This window comes from Amycolatopsis pretoriensis (genome assembly GCF_900107925.1).
Classification (GTDB): domain Bacteria; phylum Actinomycetota; class Actinomycetes; order Mycobacteriales; family Pseudonocardiaceae; genus Amycolatopsis; species Amycolatopsis pretoriensis.
In genome coordinates, this window is sequence record NZ_FNUJ01000008.1 from 288,498 (window position 1) to 305,131 (window position 16,634).

17 protein-coding genes and 1 pseudogene are annotated in these 16,634 nt (G+C 71.9%); 9 read left to right on the forward strand and 9 right to left on the reverse strand.

Going from position 1 to position 16,634, the window contains the following annotated elements; genetic code table 11:
• Positions 1-2 precede the first annotated feature (2 nt).
• Positions 3-1,193, reverse strand: coding sequence for an ROK family protein (locus BLV96_RS34805; protein WP_244180695.1), 1,191 nt, complete (start codon positions 1,191-1,193; stop codon positions 3-5).
• 76 nt (positions 1,194-1,269) lie between these two features.
• Here BLV96_RS34805 and BLV96_RS34810 point away from each other — a divergent pair, with 76 nt between their 5' ends.
• The 4 genes from BLV96_RS34810 (at position 1,270) to BLV96_RS34825 (ending at position 6,422) form a co-directional block, all read left to right on the forward strand.
• A complete protein-coding gene (locus tag BLV96_RS34810; protein ID WP_086674976.1) occupies positions 1,270-3,348 on the forward strand; it encodes an alpha-galactosidase in 2,079 nt (692 codons plus the stop codon).
• A 105-nt stretch (positions 3,349-3,453) separates the two neighbouring features.
• On the forward strand, positions 3,454-4,341 hold the full coding sequence (locus BLV96_RS34815; RefSeq protein WP_086674991.1) for an SGNH/GDSL hydrolase family protein: 888 nt from the start codon (positions 3,454-3,456) through the stop codon (positions 4,339-4,341).
• Positions 4,342-4,371: 30 nt separating this feature from the next.
• Positions 4,372-5,304: a 2-hydroxyacid dehydrogenase gene (locus BLV96_RS34820; protein ID WP_086674975.1), complete on the forward strand. Its 933-nt coding sequence runs from the start codon at positions 4,372-4,374 to the stop codon at positions 5,302-5,304.
• The gene (locus tag BLV96_RS34825) at positions 5,301-6,422 is read left to right on the forward strand and encodes a glycerate kinase (protein WP_086674974.1); all 1,122 of its coding nucleotides are present in this window, start codon (positions 5,301-5,303) and stop codon (positions 6,420-6,422) included. Before BLV96_RS34820 ends, BLV96_RS34825 begins: the two co-directional genes overlap by 4 nt.
• Positions 6,423-6,479: 57 nt before the next feature.
• Here the strand turns inward: BLV96_RS34825 and BLV96_RS34830 are convergent, their stop codons facing one another.
• Positions 6,480-6,773 (reverse strand): iron-sulfur cluster biosynthesis family protein, encoded by a 294-nt coding sequence (locus tag BLV96_RS34830; protein ID WP_020644357.1) that lies wholly within the window; start codon positions 6,771-6,773, stop codon positions 6,480-6,482.
• An 83-nt stretch (positions 6,774-6,856) separates the two neighbouring features.
• Complete coding sequence (locus BLV96_RS34835) at positions 6,857-7,267, reverse strand: hypothetical protein (RefSeq protein WP_086674973.1); 411 nt, start codon at positions 7,265-7,267, stop codon at positions 6,857-6,859.
• Positions 7,268-7,418: 151 nt separating this feature from the next.
• Between BLV96_RS34835 and BLV96_RS34840 the strand changes: the two are divergent.
• From BLV96_RS34840 to shbA, 4 genes and pseudogenes are all read left to right on the forward strand, one after another.
• Positions 7,419-7,892, forward strand: a pseudogene (locus tag BLV96_RS34840) (GtrA family protein); the annotation flags it as partial.
• Between the two features lie 15 nt (positions 7,893-7,907).
• Positions 7,908-8,261: a YidH family protein gene (locus BLV96_RS34845; RefSeq protein ID WP_086674990.1), complete on the forward strand. Its 354-nt coding sequence runs from the start codon at positions 7,908-7,910 to the stop codon at positions 8,259-8,261.
• Positions 8,262-8,813: 552 nt separating this feature from the next.
• Positions 8,814-9,110 carry a DUF202 domain-containing protein gene (locus BLV96_RS34850; protein ID WP_086674972.1) on the forward strand — a complete coding sequence of 99 codons (297 nt, stop codon included), beginning with the start codon at positions 8,814-8,816 and terminating at the stop codon, positions 9,108-9,110.
• 255 nt (positions 9,111-9,365) lie between these two features.
• A complete protein-coding gene (gene shbA, locus BLV96_RS34855; protein ID WP_244180696.1) occupies positions 9,366-10,022 on the forward strand; it encodes an RNA polymerase sigma factor ShbA in 657 nt (218 codons plus the stop codon).
• Positions 10,023-10,053: 31 nt separating this feature from the next.
• On the opposite strand, the gene BLV96_RS34860 is transcribed toward shbA, so the two are convergent.
• The 3 genes from BLV96_RS34860 to BLV96_RS34870 are packed head-to-tail and all read right to left on the reverse strand — an operon-like array spanning position 10,054 to position 12,214.
• Positions 10,054-10,905: an amidohydrolase family protein gene (locus BLV96_RS34860; RefSeq protein ID WP_086674970.1), complete on the reverse strand. Its 852-nt coding sequence runs from the start codon at positions 10,903-10,905 to the stop codon at positions 10,054-10,056.
• On the reverse strand, positions 10,902-11,870 hold the full coding sequence (locus tag BLV96_RS34865; protein ID WP_086674989.1) for an aldo/keto reductase: 969 nt from the start codon (positions 11,868-11,870) through the stop codon (positions 10,902-10,904). The genes BLV96_RS34860 and BLV96_RS34865 overlap by 4 nt, the downstream gene beginning before the upstream one ends.
• A 5-nt stretch (positions 11,871-11,875) precedes the next feature.
• The gene (locus BLV96_RS34870) at positions 11,876-12,214 is read right to left on the reverse strand and encodes an L-rhamnose mutarotase (protein WP_086674969.1); all 339 of its coding nucleotides are present in this window, start codon (positions 12,212-12,214) and stop codon (positions 11,876-11,878) included.
• Between the two features lie 80 nt (positions 12,215-12,294).
• Here BLV96_RS34870 and BLV96_RS34875 point away from each other — a divergent pair, with 80 nt between their 5' ends.
• Entirely contained in the window at positions 12,295-13,017 is a 723-nt protein-coding gene (locus BLV96_RS34875; RefSeq protein WP_086674968.1) for a FadR/GntR family transcriptional regulator, read from the forward strand.
• A 28-nt stretch (positions 13,018-13,045) separates the two neighbouring features.
• Here the strand turns inward: BLV96_RS34875 and BLV96_RS34880 are convergent, their stop codons facing one another.
• From BLV96_RS34880 to BLV96_RS34890, 3 genes are read right to left on the reverse strand one after another with little or no spacing between them, the layout of a single operon-like run.
• Entirely contained in the window at positions 13,046-14,059 is a 1,014-nt protein-coding gene (locus BLV96_RS34880; RefSeq protein WP_086674967.1) for an ABC transporter permease, read from the reverse strand.
• The gene (locus BLV96_RS34885; RefSeq protein ID WP_086674966.1) at positions 14,056-15,579 is read right to left on the reverse strand and encodes a sugar ABC transporter ATP-binding protein; all 1,524 of its coding nucleotides are present in this window, start codon (positions 15,577-15,579) and stop codon (positions 14,056-14,058) included. The genes BLV96_RS34880 and BLV96_RS34885 overlap by 4 nt, the downstream gene beginning before the upstream one ends.
• Positions 15,576-16,607, reverse strand: a complete 1,032-nt coding sequence (locus BLV96_RS34890) for a sugar ABC transporter substrate-binding protein (protein WP_086674965.1) — start codon at positions 16,605-16,607, stop codon at positions 15,576-15,578. Before BLV96_RS34890 ends, BLV96_RS34885 begins: the two co-directional genes overlap by 4 nt.
• Positions 16,608-16,634: the final 27 nt, after the last annotated feature.

Sequence of the window (16,634 nt, forward strand, 5' to 3'; positions counted from 1 at the left end):
CCTTAGACGCTCTCGGCGACGAAAAGACTTTGGATGGCGACGGCGGCCGCGCCCCGCGCCCACTCCTCGAACGGCAGCGGCCGGATCACCAGGCCGCAGCGGGCGGCGCTGCCGAACGCCTGGACCGCGAAGGTCCGGCGGATCTGGTCCTCGAACAGGTCGTAGGTCGCGACGCCTTCACCGGAGACGACCACTCGTTCCGGGCCGAACAGGTTGACCAGCGCGGCCAGGCCGAGCCCGATCGCGTGCCCCGCCCCGGCGAACACCGCGCGCAGCGGTTCGTCGCCGCCGCGGGCGCGGACCACGGCGTCTTCCATGGTCAGCGCGGGTTCCCCGGAGACGTCCCGGGCGCGGACGAGGATCGCTTCGGTGGACGCGATCGCCTCGACGCAGCCCTGGCCGCCGCAGTGGCAGGACGGGCCGCCGTCGGCGACCGGGACGTGCCCGATCTCGCCCGCGACGCCGTGCGCGCCGCGGACCAGGTCGCCGTTGACGACGAGCGCGCTGCCGATGCCGGTCCCCACCGTGACCAGTGCGAACGACGACGCGCCGACGCCTTCACCGAACCACTGCTCGGCGACGGCGAGCGCCTTGACGTCGTTCTCCAGCGTCGCGGTCAGCCCGGTCGCGTCTTCCAGCAGAGACGCCAGAGGGACGTCCCGCCAGCCGAGGAAGGGCGAGTACCGGACGACGCCGGACGCGCGGTCGACGTCGCCGGACACCGCGACACCCAGGCAGTAGGCGCGTTCACGCAGGTTGCTGGTGCCGTCCGGGGTCGGGCCGGAGAGGAGCTCACCGACGAGGTCGGCCAGCGCGCGGACGACGTGGCCGACGTCGTGGCTCTTCAGCGCGTGGTGGGCGCTGGCCCGGACGTCGGCGCGCAGGTCGGTGACGACGCCGATGAGGTCGTCGCCGGTGATCTTCACGCCGACGAAGTACTCGCGGTCCGGGCGGATCGCGAGGGGGTTCGCGGGTCGGCCGGCCCCGGGCGTGGTGCGGCCTTCGGAAGCGAGTTCTTCGAGGTAACCGGCTTCGATGAACGGCCGGGCCGCCTTGGTGACCGCGGCCGACGACAGACCGGTGCGCCGGGCGACGTCGACGCGGGAGACCGGCCCTTCGGTCAGGACCGTGGTGAACACGGTCGCTGCCGCGGGACTGGTGATCGGCGCCCTTGCCGGTGCACTGCGAGGCATGGCCGGAAGGGTAGGCAGGATTAATTAACTTCGTCAAGAATTTATTTTTTCGCTGGTCATGCCTACGCTCGGGATCATGTCGCTCGTCGAACACGACCCCGCGCGCCGGCTCTGGCTGCTGCGCACCCCCGAGAGCTCCTACGCGTTCCGGCTCGACGCCGACGACCGGCCGCGGCACGTCCACTGGGGGCCGCCACTGACGCTGGCCCAGGCGGCGCAGGTGGCCGCGCGGCGCAACCCGGCCGACAGCAGCTTCGACGAGCCGGGCGACGAGCGGCAGGAACTGCCGGCCGAGGGTGGCGCGTTCTTCGGCGTCGCGGCCCTGGCCGTACGGTACGAAGACGGGACGTCGGCGCTCGAGTGGCGTTACGACGGCTTCGCGATCGAAGGCGACACGCTCGTCGTGCGGCTCGCCGACCGGCACTACCCCCTGGAACTCTCGCTGCACTACCGCGTCCGCGGCGACGTCGTCGAGCGCTGGACATCGCTGCGTGCGGACCAGCCGGTTTCCCTGCTGCGCACCGACTCCGCGGCGTGGACGCTCCCCCGCCGCGACGGCGCCCGGCTGACCCGGACGTCGGGGGCGTGGAGCGCCGAGTACGGCGTGCTGCGCGAGCCGCTGCCGGTCGGCGAGACGACGTTGACCAGCCGTCGCGGCGTGTCCAGCCACCAGGTCAACCCGTGGGTGATGCTCGACGCGGGCGACGCCACCGAGACGTCCGGCGAAGTGTGGTCGACCGCGCTGGCCTGGAGCGGGAGCTGGCGGATCACCGTCGAGCACACGCACACCGGGCGCGTGACGTGGACCGGCGGGTTCGGCCACGAGAACGTCGCCTGGACGCTGCACCCCGGCGAGACGTGGGAAACACCGGTGTTCGCCGGGCTCTACGCGGCCGACGGCTTCGGCGGGACGAGCCGCCGGTGGCACGCCTACGTCCGCGAGTTCGTCCAGCCGCACCCGGAAGAGCTGCGGCCGATCGTCTACAACTCCTGGGAAGCCACCGGCTGGGACGTCGACGAGCGGACCGAGACCTCGCTGGCCGAGGCCGCCGCCGGCCTGGGGGCCGAGCTGTTCGTCATGGACGACGGCTGGTTCGGCGCCCGCACCGGCGACACCGCCGGGCTCGGCGACTGGACCCCCAACGAGCAGCGCTTCCCGAACGGCCTGCGGCCCTTGGTCGACGCCGTCCACGCGCACGGCATGAAGTTCGGGCTGTGGGTCGAGCCGGAGATGGTCAACCCGGACAGCGATCTCTACCGCGCGCACCCGGACTGGGTGCTGCACATGGCGAACCGCGCACGGACGACCCTGCGCAACCAGCTCGTGCTGAACTTCGCGCGCCCGGACGTCGCGGACTGGGCGCACAAGTGGCTCGACCGGCTCGTCGGCGAGCACGGCATCGACTACCTCAAGTGGGACATGAACCGCGCGTTCACCGAAGCCGGCCAGCCGGGCGCGGACGCCGGTCGCGTGTGGGTGGACCACGTCCGCGCGGTGCACGCCATCCTGGACCGGCTGCGCACCGACCACCCGGCGTTGCGGATCCAGGGCTGCGCGGGCGGCGGCGGGCGCACCGACCTCGGGATCCTCGCGCGCACCGACGAGATCTGGGCGTCCGACAACACCGACGCCGCCGACCGGATCACCATCCAGCACGGCTACGGGCAGATCTACCCCGCGGGCACGATGTCGGCCTGGGTCACCGACAGCCCGAACCCGACGACGGGCCGCGAGGCGCCGCTGAGCTTCCGCTTCCACGTCGCCATGGCCGGCGTGCTCGGCCTCGGCGGCGACCTGCCTCGCTGGTCCGCCGCGGAACTCGGCGAAGCGGCGTCGCTCGTCGCGCTGTACAAGGAGATCCGGCCGGTCGTGCAGCACGGCGAGCTGTACCGGCTGGCGGACCCGGCGACGTCGGCGCTGACCGCCGTCCAGTACGTCCTGGACCGTTCCGTCGTCGTGTTCTTCTGGCGGCGGCCCGCGGAGTTCGCGCGGCCGGTCACGCCGCCGCGGCTGGCGGGACTGGATCCGGCCGCGCGGTACCGCGACTCCGACGGCGTCGTGCACGACGGCGCGGTGCTGCTGAGCCACGGTCTCGACGTCGACCTGCCGGGAAGCGGTTACGCGAGTGCCGTCGTGCGGCTGACCAGGGTCTGATTACCCACGCCGATCGGCGTGACCGGGCCGGGTGAGCCCGATTGACTTTTCACCGTCCGTGAGCTGAATGTGAAGTCCTTCACCCTGCTCGCCAACGGAGGCAGCATGCGCAAGCGCCTGTCCGCCCTGCTCGTCGTCCCCGCGCTCGCCGTGCTCGCCTTCGCCGCCCCGGCGTCGGCGAGCACGGGCTACCACGAGTACGTCGCCCTGGGCGATTCGTGGACCGCCGACGTCTTCGTCACCTTGCCGCCCACCACCCAGTTCACCCCGCTCGACTGCGCACAGTCCACTTCGGACTACCCGCACGAGCTGGCCGGCGCGCTCGGCGTCGAGACGTTCCGCGACGCCAGCTGCGGCGGCGCGACGACGACCGACTTCACGCAGCAGCAGAAGCTGCCGCTGGGCGGGACGAACCCGCCGCAGTTCGACCGGCTCACGGCCACCACGGACCTGGTCACCGTCGGAATCGGCGGCAATGACATCGGGCTCGCCTCCGCCGTGACGAAGTGCCTCAACCTGCTGCCGGTGAGCACGTGCAAGGCGAAGTTCACCGCGGGCGGCGTCGACCAGCTGGAAAACGCTGTCGCGGCGACGGAACCGAAGGTCGCCGCTTCGCTTCAGGCGATCAAGGAGCGCTCACCGAACGCGCGGATCCTGCTGGTGAACTACCTCGCCGGGCTGCCCGCGAGCGGGAAGGGCTGCTGGCCGGTCATCCCGATCGCCGACGGCGACGTCGCCTACCTGCAGGCGAAGTTCCTCTCGATGAACGCCATGCTGGCGCGGGTCGCCGCGGACAACGGCGTCGAACTCGTCGACACCTACTCCCCCACGCTCGGCCACGACGCGTGCCAGGCACCCACCGTCCGGTACGTCGAGGGTCTGATCCCGATCTCGACGAGCAACCCCTTGCTGCTCGCGTTTCCCTTCCACCCCAACGGAGCCGGGGCCGCCGCGCAGTCGGAGATCGTCCTGGACGCGGTCCAGCGGGGCTGAATTGTCGGTGCCGTGATCTAGTCTGTCGGGGTGGCCGAGATCGTGGTGACCCGATGGATTCCGGACGACGCGGTGAAGCTCCTCGCCGAGGCGGGCGACGTGGTGGTGTCGCCCGCCGATCGGCCGTTGGCGCCGGACGAACTGCACGAGTTCGTCTCCGGCGCTTCGGCCGTCGTCGGGATGCTGCACGACCGGCTCGACGGCGCGCTGGCCGACGCCGCCGGGCCCGGGCTGAAGGTGGTCGCGAACGTCGCGGTCGGGTACGACAACGTCGACGTCCCGGCGCTGGCCGCCCGCGGGATCGTCGTCACGAACACACCGGGGGTGCTGACCGACGCGACCGCCGACCTCGCGTTCGGCCTGCTGCTCGCCGTCACGCGGCGGCTCGGCGAAGGGGAACGGCTGCTGCGCTCGCGCACGCCGTGGTCGTTCCACCTCGGGTTCCTGCTCGGCTCGGGCCTGCAGGGCAAGACGCTCGGCATCGTCGGGTACGGCCAGATCGGCCGCGCGGTGGCGAAGCGCGCCGAGGCGTTCGGCATGGAGATCGTCCACTCGGGACGGTCGGGCCGGGGTTCTGTTTCCTTCGAGGAACTGCTGGCGCGCTCGGACGTCGTCTCACTGCACTGCCCGTTGACGCCCGAGACGCGGCACCTGATCGACGCGGCCGCGTTGCGGGCCATGAAACCCAGCGCGTACTTGGTGAACACGACGCGCGGCCCGGTCGTCGACGAGGCCGCGCTCGCGGACGCCCTCGAAGCCGGGGAGATCGCCGGGGCCGCGCTGGACGTGTTCGAGAAGGAGCCCGAGGTCGAACCGCGGCTGCTCGGCCGCGATGACGTCGTGCTGAGCCCGCACCTCGGGTCCGCCACGATCGAGACGCGGACCGGGATGGCCGTGCTGGCCGCGCGCAACGTCGTCGAAGTGCTGGGCGGACGCGCCCCGCTGACGGAGGTGAAGCCGTGACCCGGATCGTCATCGCGCCCGACAAGTTCAAGGGCAGTCTCACCGCAGTCGAGGCCGCGGAGGCGATCGCGCTCGGCGTGCGCGATGCCTTACCGGACGCCGAGGTCGTCACGTGCCCGGTCGCCGACGGCGGCGAAGGCACCCTCGACGTCCTCGAAGCGGCGGGCGCGCGGATCGTCCGGCTGACGGTCCGCGGGCCGCTGGAGGAGCCGGTCAAGGCTTCCTACGCGGTACTGGACGGCACGGCGTACGTCGAGTCGGCGCGCGCGTGCGGGATCGAGTTCGTCGAGCCGAGCCCGGAAACCGCGCGGGCCGCGCACACCTGGGGCGTCGGCGAGCTGCTGGCCGACGCGTTGATCCACGGTGCCCGCCGACTCGTGCTGACCGTCGGCGGCACGGCCAGCACCGACGGCGGCGCCGGGATGCTGGGCGCGCTCGGCGCCGGCGTGCTGGACGCGTTCGGCGCGCCGGTCGGCCTGGGCGGCGGCACGCTGGGGCGCGTCGCGTCGACCGAGCTGGCGCCGGTGCGGGAGCGGCTGGACGGGGTGCGTGTCGCGGTCGCGACCGACGTCACGAACCCGTTGCTGGGGCCGTCGGGCGCGGCGGCGGTGTTCGGGCCGCAGAAGGGCGCCGGGCCGTCGGAAGTCGCGTTGCTCGACGAAGCGCTCGGGCGGTGGGCGCACGCGTTGCAGGTGGGTGGCGCTCCGGACGTCTCGCGAGTTCCGGGAGCGGGGGCCGGCGGCGGGGTGGCCGCGGCGGCGATCGCACTCGGGGCGAGCGTCGAATCCGGGTTCGACCTCATCGCCGGGCTGACCGGGGTCGACCAGGCTTTGGACGGCGCCGATCTCGTCATCACCGGGGAGGGATCGCTCGACGAGCAGAGCCTGAACGGCAAGGCACCGGCCGGGATCGCGGACCGGGCGCGTCCGCGCGGGGTGCCGGTGGTGGCGCTGGCCGGGCGGATTCAGCTCGGCTCCGCCGGGCTGGAGCGGCTGGGCGTGGTGGGGAGCAGCGCGTTGATCGACCACGCGCCTTCGCTGGAGTACGCGCGGGCGCACGCGGCTGAGTTGCTGCGGGCTCGCGCGGAGGAGGTGGTGCGCGCCTGGCGGGCCGGCTGAGCGGCACCGCCGGCGAACGGACCTCCCGCCGCGCTGCGAAAGGCCCGTCCGCCGAGGTCAGCTCGTGTGCTGCGGCAGCACGGCGAAGGCGACTCCGCCGGCCTCGTCCTCCTGGACGTCGAGCACCTTGTCGTCGAGCAACGCCGCGGCCTGCGGTTCCAGGAAGACCTTCGGGCCTTCCTCGGCGCCGAGCACGCTGTCGCCCTCCGCGGGTTCAGGGGCGACGGACAGCGCGAGCTGCGCGCTCTCGCCGTCGGCGTTCTGCACCGCCAAGCGGAGCCCGGCGTCGCCCTCCCCCTGGCTGGTCAGTGCGGTGATCGCCTCGGCGGCGGCTTCGGTCACGGTCAGCATCTACGGCCTTCCCTTCGTCGCGGTCCGATGCACTGGAGGCCTCCACGCTAGGGGCGTCCGTTCGGACGTGCAGTCTGAGCGGATCAGCCCTGCCGGGCCTCGCGGATGGCGTCCGCCACGGACCCGCCCGCGTAGTCCGCCTGCTCGCGCGGATCGGGGTCGGCGTGCCGGCGCGGCACCTCGTCTTCCGGGGCGACCGGCTCGAAGTCCGCGGGCGCGTCCTCGACGGTCTCGTCGAGCTGGTCCGCCGGGGTCACCGCGAGCGGGCGCTCCGGGACGGGCTCCGGTTCGGTGTCGGGCACCTCTTCGGCGAGGCGCTGGTCCATCGGCTCGCCTTCGCGGACTTCTCTCGGCGTCGTGCCGAAGCGGTTGGCGGCGCTCCAGTGCTCAGGCGGCTCCATGCCCTCTTCGAGGGGGTCCACGCGCAGCTCGTCCTCGTCCAGCGCTTCGCTGGGGTCCAAGCTTTCCGGTTCGGCCGCGTCACGGTCACTCACTGGTCTCTCCCGGCGCGTAGGCAACAAGCATCATCGGTGGTGACCTACCCGGGGTCCCGGGGACCGAAACTCCGGCGGTGTCGCCGGAATCACATTTCTTCAACTGGTTTAACACATTCACAAGTTTGTGAACGCAGAGTAGGTTGGGATCATGGCCACGACCAGGTGCGCACCGGGACACCGGCTGCTCGCCGCCGACCCCGACCGCCACCACGAGCTCGGCACCCACGCCGCGTGGTACGTCGTGGCCGGCGTGGTGACGACCGGCGTCCAGGCCGTGCTGTTCCTCCTCCTGCGCGACGAGCTCGGCTCCCAGGTGGCGAACCTGGTCGCGATCGCGCTGACGACGATCGGCAACACGGAGTTCCACCGCCGCGTGACGTTCGCCGGGCGGCAGAGCAACGCGGGGAAGCGGCACCTGCAGGACCTGCTGACGTTCGCGTTCTACGCGGGGTACGGCTCGGCGGTGCTGGCGATCCTGGACGCGGTGGTCGACCGGCCGACGTCGTGGGAGGAGACGGGCACGCTGCTGCTGGCCAGCCTGGTCGGCGGCTTCGTGCGGTTCGCGGTGCTGCGCTGGTGGGTGTTCGCGCACCGCACCGAGGGCGCCACGGTGGCCCACACCGCTAGCGTCGGGGCCGTGGCCTCGGAAGACATCACGCCCCACGCGGGCGGCAGCGAACCGGATTATCGCTTCACCCTGGCCAACGAGCGGACGTTCCTGGCGTGGCTCCGGACGGCGCTGGGGTTGCTGGCGGGCGGGGTGGCGGTTCACCAGCTGGTCCCGGCTCCCGCGCCGGCGAGCGCGGTGCTGGCGGGGTTGTGCGTAGTGCTGGCGGCAGCCCTGGCGGCGACGGCCTATCCGCGGTGGCGGCGGGTGCAGATCGCGATGCGGGCCGGGGAGCCGTTGCCGCGGAGCTGGATGATCGTGGTGCTGACGGGCGGGCTGCTGGCACTGATCGTCGCGGCGGCGGTGCTGCTGGTCGTGTCGTGAGCGAGCCGGGGGATTCGCGGATGCGACCGAGCTTGCGGGGCCGGCTTGGTCGGGACGGTCACGTCGCGCGGATGCGGCGCGAGAGCTTCGGCGGGGCGGCCGAGCCGCTTCGGGGAGGCCGGGTCGAGCCGGCTGCGGGCGGGCCGCGGCACGGCGAGCCGGCTGAGCCACCCCGACCTGAGCCGGCCGCGATCTTGCCGCACGACGAGCCGACCCAATTCCAGCGGATCGGGCCAGCCGCGAGCGGGCGGCACGTCGAGCCGGCTGAGCCACCCCGGGCCGCCGTGAGCGCCCGCCGCACTCGACCGCAGGGAACCCCGCGAGCTGTGCGCCCCAACTCGCCCCTGCGGCCCGCCGCGCCCCGGTTAATCCATTCGCGCGACCACGGACCGCACTCATCTTCACCCCACCCGATCGGGTTATCCACACCCGGCCGACCGCCCCTCCGGCCGTTCGGCTCAACCCCGCTTCACCTCGGCGCCGGACCCGAATACCGCTTCTTCGCGATTATCACGACGTCAGAACTACCGTCATGAGCCTCGGGACTCCCGCGTGACCAGCCCCGGCGGCGCCCAAGCCGAGCGAACCGGGCTCGCCTGGCGGCGGACCGCCCTCGCCTCCGCCGCCTGCACCGTACTGCTCCTGCACTCCGCCGCCCAGCGCCATTGGGGTGTCTCGCTGGTCCCCGTGGTGCTCGCCGCCGTCACATCTGCCCTGCTCGCGGGCGTGGGCGCTCGGCGGGAGCGTGCCTTGCGGACCGAAAAGCCCGCCGCGATGAGCCCGATCCTGCCCGCCGTCGCGTCGCTCGCCGTTACCGTGACTGCCGCTTCCGTGGCCGTCCTCCACTGACGGGTGAACTCGGCACATCCTGAAACCGATTAATCGCAATGTGCGCGGCCGGGTCGCGGGAACATCACGGTCGCTGCTGCTAACGGGGTATTGGTCGTTGAAATCTGGACTGATGGCCCGGGAGGTGCTTACGATTACCCAGCGTCGCACGGAGCGCAGGTCAAGCGGGGGAGCCCGGGAAGATCTGCAACCGAAAAGTCACGGAGAGTGGAACCCCCGGCAAGCGACGGTCGAGGGTCGGCCGGGGAGACGACCATGACAGCACCGCCGAGGACCACCGAGCAATCCGCTTCGGACGTTCGCGATTATCGCACCTTGGAGACAACTCCCAGGCCGAACGGACGCCTGACGAAGGAGGATCTCGACCCTCTGGTGAAGGACGCCGGCGAGGGCAACCCCGCCGCCATCCACAGCCTGCTCCAGATGATCGAGCCGGTCGTCGTGCGGTACTGCCGCGCGCGGATGGGTGGGCGCGACCTCTCCTACCTCTCGGCCGACGACGTCGCCCAGGAAGTCTGCCTCGCCGTCTTGAAGGCCCTTCCGGATTATCAGGACCGCGGCGGTTCCTTCCTCTACCTCGTCCACGCGATCGCGGCCAACAAGGTCGCCGACGCCTACCGCGCCGTCGCCCGCGACCGCTCCGAGCCCGTCCCCGAGCTCCCGGAGCGCCCGCTCGTCGCCGGCAACGAGCCCGAGTCCCACGCGCTGCACCTCGACCTCGGCGCCCGCCTCGGCCGGCTGCTCGCCTCGCTCCCGCGCGTGCAGCAGGAAATCCTGACCCTGCGCATCGCCGTCGGCTTCTCCGCGCAGGAGACCGCCGAAGCGCTCGGCATCTCCGCCGGCAACGTCCGCGTGACGCAGCACCGCGCCCTCACCCGGCTGCGCGGCATGATCGGCGACGACGAGTTCTAGGCCATCCCAGCGGCGGGCGGGGGAACCCCTTTTACCCCCTGGAAGGGGTTTCCCCGCTCGCATCCAAGCCGTAGACGCGGCGGGCGTTGTGCTCGAACACGCCCAGCCGCTCGGCGTCCGACAGCGAGCCGGTCAGCGCGATCGCCGCGTCCAGCACCACTTCGTAGGACGCCGCCAGCTCGCAGACCGGCCAGTCCGAGCCGAACAGCATGCGCGACGGGCCGAAGACGTCCAGCACGTGGTCGACGTACCGGCGCAGGTGCCCGACCTCCCAGCCCGTCCAGTCCGCCTCCGTGACCAGCCCGGAGAGCTTGCACACCACGTTCTCGTGCGCGGCCAGCGCCGCCACCCCGGACGCCCACGGCTCCCACTCCCCCGCCGCGATCGGCGGTTTCGCCGCGTGGTCCAGCACCAGCCGCAGGTACGGCAGCCGCTCGGCCAGCGCGGCAGCGGCGGGCAGCTGCTCGACGCGCACGAGCAGGTCGTACGCCAACCCCGCCGAAGCCACCGCCCCCAGGCCGGCGACCACCGGCGGCCGCAGCAGCCAGTCGTCGTCCGCCTCGTTCTCCACCTGGTGCCGGATCCCCACCAGGGGACCGTCCGAAGCGGCCAGCCGGTCCACGACGTCCGGGGCCGCCAGGTCCACCCAGCCGACGACGCCGGCGACGACCGGCTCCGCGGCGGCGATCGCCAGGAACTCCTCGGTCTCCGAAGCCGACGACACCGTCTGGACCAGCACGGTCGCGTGCACGCCGGCCGCCTTGGTCACCGCGCGCAGGTCGTCCACCGTGTACGGGCGGCGGAGCGGGGCCAAGGCCTCCCCCGCCAGCCACGGGTACTCGCGCCGCGCCGGGTCCCACAGGTGGTGGTGGGCATCGATCATGAGACTCCTTCGGCGGTGACGACGCCGGCGCGCAGAAACCCCGCGTCGACCAGGTCGGTCCACAGTTCCGGCGGCACGACGGCCCGCGCGCGCCGCGCGTTGACGCCGACCTGCGAAGGATCATGCGCGCCGACGACGACCGACGCCACCGCGGGATGCGCCATCGGCAGCGCCAGCGCGGCTTCCGGCAGCTCGACGCCGTGGCGCGCGCAGATCGCGGCGATGCGACCGGCCCGCTCGACCAGTTCCGCCGGGGCCTCGGCGTAGTCGTAGACGCTGCCGGGCTCGGCGGTCGCCAGGATGCCGCCGTTGAACGCGCCGCCGACGACCACGGACACGCCGCGGTCGAGGCACAGCGGGAGCAGCTCGTCGAGCGCCGGCTGGTCCAGCAGTGTGTAGCGCCCGGCCACCAGCAGCACGTCGAGGTCGGTGCGGCGGACGAACTCCGTGAGCATCGGCGCCTGGTTCATCCCGGCGCCGAACGCCCGGATCACGCCCTGCTCGCGCAGTTCGCGCAACGCCGGGAAGGCGCCGCGCAGGGCGTCCTCGAAGTGGTCGTCGGGGTCGTGGACGTAGACGATGTCGACGCGGTCGAGCCCGAGCCGCGTCAAGCTGTCCTCGAAGGAGCGCAGGACGCCGTCGCGGCTGAAGTCCCAGCGCCGCTTGTACGCGGCCGGGACGGCGAAGCCCTCGTCGTCCCGCGTGCCCGCGCCGCCGGGGTTCGGTTCGAGCACGCGGCCGACCTTCGTGGACAGCACGTACTCGTCGCGGGGGAACGACCGCAGCGCCGCGCCGAGGCGGGTCTCCGACAGGCCGAGGCCGTAGTGCGGCGCGGTGTCGAAGTACCGGACGCCCTCGTCCCACGCGCGGCGCACGGTCGCGGCCGCCGTCTCGTCGCTGATGGCGTGGTAGAGGTTGCCCAGCTGCGCGCAGCCGAGACCCAGCGGGGACAGGGGGATTTCCAACGCCGTCACTCCTTTTCCGGCAGTTCCCAGACCAGCCCGATGCCGGTGTCGCCGCCGGAGTAGTCGTCTTCGACGGCCAGCAGCTCGGCCATCCTGGCCTGCCAGGGGACGTTCGCGGGGTGGTCCCGCAGGGCCGCCCGCATCGCCGCGTAGTCGTCGACTTCGACGACGTGGAAGAGGTCGAGACCGTTACGCCAGATCCGCCATTCGCGCACGCCGGCCTCGCGCAGGGCGGTGTCCAGCTCGGGCGGGATCACGGCGTGGACGGACTCGTACTCGGCCTCCTTGCCGGGCTTGAGCCGGGTGTGCAGAGCCACTCTTTGAGGTGCGGGCTGGTGGGTCATCACCACTCCTTGGCCGGGTCATGGCACGCTGGGGAGGAACACCGAAACATCCGAGGTCTGTTGCAGGGAGGGCGGACGCGATGCCCGTCACCGATGTCGCGATCGACAAGATCAAGGACATGATCATCTCCGGCGAGCTGGCGCCGGGCGACCGGCTGCCGAAGGAGGCCGAGCTGGCCCAGCGGCTCGGGCTCTCGCGCAGCTCCCTGCGGGAGGCCGTCAAGGCGTTGTGCCTGATCAGGGTGCTCGACGTCCGGCAGGGCGACGGCACGTACGTCACCAGCCTCGAGCCGAACCTGCTGCTCGACGCCATGACGTTCGTCGTGGACTTCCACCGCGACGACACCGTGCTCGACTTCCTCGCCGTGCGGCGGATCCTCGAGCCGGCGGCGACCGCGCTGGCCGCGTTGCACATGAGCGACGACGACATCACCGAGCTCGGCCAGCTGCTCGGCGAGCTGGAGGACTCCCCGACCGTCGAGGCGCTCGTCGCGAACGACCTGCAGTTCCACCGCAAGATCGCCGACGGTTCCGGCAACCCGGTGCTGTGCTCGCTGCTCGACAGCCTCTCCGGGCCGACCGCGCGCGCTCGCATCTGGCGCGGCCTCACGCAGGAGGGCGCGGTCGCGAAGACCCGCGAGCAGCACACGGCGATCTACGAGGCCATCGCGGCGCGCGAGCCCGAGCTGGCGCGCTCGTGGGCGACCGTGCACGTCGCGGGCGTCGAGCAGTGGCTGCGCAACGCCCTGGGCACCGCGGACGACCCGACGGCCGATGCCGAGCCGGCCGCGGAAGCCTCCTGACAGTGATCCGATGATCACGGAGTGACCATCAGGTCTGGGGCTTTCCGCCCGCGTAGCGAGCGATGATCAGCGCGACCAGGATGATGGCGCCGTAGATCGCGCCCTGCCACTCCGCCGTCACGTGCGCGTAGTTGAGCAGGCTCGACACCGACGACAGCAGCAGGACGCCGGTGAGGGCGCCGACCAGGGTGCCCTTGCCGCCGTCGAGCGAGACGCCGCCGATCACCGCCGCCGCGAAGACCTGCAGGATCAGCCCGGACCCCTGGTTCGCGCCCAGCGCGCCGACGTACCCCGTGTACGCGAGCCCGCCGATCGCGGCGAGGATCCCGGCGACGACGAACACCGCCCACGCGATCCGGTCGACGCGGACACCGGCCGCCCGCGCGGCTTCGCGGTTGCCGCCGATCGCGTACAGCGCGCGGCCGACGCGGTGGTAGCGCAGCACCCAGCCGGCGATCGCGAACAGCAGCGCCGCCAGCCACACCGACATCGGCAGCCCGGCGAACGTCGTCGTCGCCAGGTTGGTGAACGAGTCCGGCAGGTTGAACAGCGTCTTGCCCTTGGTCGACCCGACCTGCACGCCGCGCAGGACAGTCAGCATCGCCAGCGTCACGATGAACGCGTTCAGCTTCAGCTTCACGATCAGGAAGCCGTTGACGAACCCGACGAGCGCGCCGCACAGCGGGATGATCAGGAGCCCGATCGCCGCGGGCAGCTCGACACCGAACCCGGCCGACGCCGCCGGGATCACGACCATGGCCCCGAGCGCGGGGGCGAGACCCATCGTCGATTCCAGCGACAGGTCGAACTTCCCGGTGATCAGCACCAGCGACTCGCCCAGCACGACCAGCGACAGCGCCGCCGACGCGGTCAGGATGCTGACGATGTTGCTCCAGCCGACGAACGTGTCGTCGACCAGGCCGCCGATGACGAACACGACGACCAGGGCGGGCAGCAGCGCGAGTTCACGCAGCCAGCCGGCTTTCCGGCGTCGTGGGGGCGCCGGCAACGAAGTCTGCGGAGAGGTCATCACGTCGGTCACGAAAGCTCGACTCCTTCGATGTCGGCCACGAGGTCGCCGTCGGACCACCCGGCCTGGTGTTCGGCGACGACGGCCCCGGCGCGCAGCACCAGGACCCGGTCGCTCAGGCGCAGGTCGTCGAGCTCGTCGCTGACGATCAGCACCGCCTTGCCCTCGGCGCGCACCCGGTCGACGACCGCGAGCAGCGCCTCCTTCGACTTCACGTCCACCCCGGCGGTCGGGTTGATCAGCACCACGACCCGCGGGTCGCCGATCAGGGCCCGGGCCAGCACGACTTTCTGCTGGTTGCCGCCGGAGAGGTCCGACACGGGCTGCTCGGCGCTCGCGGCCACGATGTCGTAGTCCTTCAGAGCCTGCGACGCCCGCGCGAAGCGGGTGCGCGGCGACGCGATCCCGCCGCGGCCCAGCTTGTCCAAAATGGACAAAGTCGCGTTGTCGGCGATCGAGTGCTCCAGGACCAGGCCTTCGTGGTGCCGGTCGCGCGGCACGCACCCGATCCCGGCCCGGATCGCCGCCGGGATGTCGCCCGGCCGCAGCGGCGAGCCGTCGACGCGGATCGTGCCCGCGGACGGCGTCCGCAGACCGTAGACCGTTTCGGCGACCTGGTGCTTCCCGCTGGCGTTGCTGCCCGCGAGCCCGACGACCTCGCCGCGGCGGAGCCGGAACGAGACGTCCCGGAAGCCGTCGCCGGACAGTCCGTCCACCGCAAGGATCTCGGCGGCGTCGGCTTCCAGCGACTCCCGCGAAGCCGCGTCACGGACCGAGAGACCGCCGGGTTCGCCGGTCATCGCGTCGACCAGCTGCGCCTTGCCGACCTCGGCCACCGGCGCGGTGAGCACGTGCTTCGCGTCGCGCAGCACGGTCACCGCCTGGCAGACCTCGTAGACCTCGTGCAGGTGGTGGGAGATGAACAGGAACGTCACCCCGCCCGCCTGCATCTGGCGCATCCGCTCGAAGAGCCGCTCGATCGCCTGGCTGTCGAGCTGCGCGGTCGGTTCGTCGAGGACGATGAACCGGGCGCCGTAGGACAGCGCGCGGGCGATCTCGACGAACTGCCGGTCCTCGACCGACAGCTCCCCGGCCGGGGTGTCGACGTCGACGTGCACGTCCCACGAGTCGAGCAGCTCGCGGGCCTTGCGCCGCAACGACTTCCAGCCGATCGAGAACCTGCCGCCGGCCTGCCGGTTGAGGAACAGGTTCTCGGCGACGGTGAGCTGCGGGACGACCATCGCGTGCTGGTACACGCAGGCGACGCGCGCCTTCCAGTCGTCCTGTTTGGACAGTGGCGGGGCCGGCTCGCCGCCGAACTCGACGTGCCCGGTGTCCGTGGCGGACAGGCCGGTGAGGATGGAGACGAGCGTCGACTTGCCGGCCCCGTTGCGCCCGACGAGCGCGTGGGACTCGCCGGGGTGCACGGTGAGGCTGACGTCGTGCAGCGCCACGGTGGGGCCGTAGCGCTTCCCGACACCTACGGCGCTGACCACCGGGACGGCGGGTTCGCCGGCGGGCAGCGCGGTCACAGGTTGTTCCCCCAGAGGGCCTTGTCTTCCACGTTGTCCTTGGTGATGACGGGCGCGGGCAGCTGGTCTTCGAGGATGCCGGGGCTGATCTCGACGATGGTGCTGTCGTGGTCGGTCGGGCCCGGCTTGAACGTCTCGCCGGCCATGGCCTTCTTCAGCCAGTACAGGCCGTACTTCGCGTAGGCGTCGGCCGGCTGGGACACCGTGGCGTCCAGTTCGCCGGCGCGGATCGCGGCCAGCTCCTGCGGGATGCCGTCGTTGGACACGAGCACGATGTGCTTCGGGTCGCCGACCGGGAAGAACAGGTTCTTGCGCTTGAGCGCCTGCTCGGTCGGGGCCAGGTAGACACCGCCGGCCTGCATGTAGACGCCCTTGATGTCCGGGTTGGCGGTCAGCATGCTGTCCAGGCCGGAGGACGCCTTGTCGGCCTTCCACTCGGCCGGGATCTCCAGCACCTGGACGCCCGGGTACTTCGACTTCATGCAGTCGCGGAAGGCTTCCGAGCGGTCGCGGCCGTTGACCGACGCGAGGTCGCCCATGATCTGCACGACCTTGCCGGACTTGACCTTCGCGCCGATCGCGTCGCACGCCTTGGTGCCGTAGGCCTTGTTGTCGGCCCGGACCACCATCGCGACCTTGCCGCTCTCGGGGGCGACGTCCACGGCGACGACCGGCACGCCCTTGTTCTCGGCCTGCTTGAGCCCGGCGACGATCGCGGCCGAGTCCAGCGGCGTCACGACCAGGCCCTTGACGCCCTGGTTGAGGAAGGTGCCGATGTCGGTGATCAGCTTCGCGGGGTCGCTGTCGGCGTTGACCGTCGGGAGGACGTCGACGCCCTCCTGCTGGGCCATCTTCGGCACGTAGTTGTTGTAGGCCTGCCAGAACGGCGAGGTCAGCAGGGGCAGCGTGGCCCCGACCTTGCCCCCGGCGCCGCCACCCGCGGCGGGCGCCGACGCGTTGTCCTTGGTGGACCCGCAGGCGGTCAGGACCAGACCGCAGACGGCGGCCGTAGCGGCCACCGTGATCACCCTATTGCGCACCGCATCCTCCTTGAT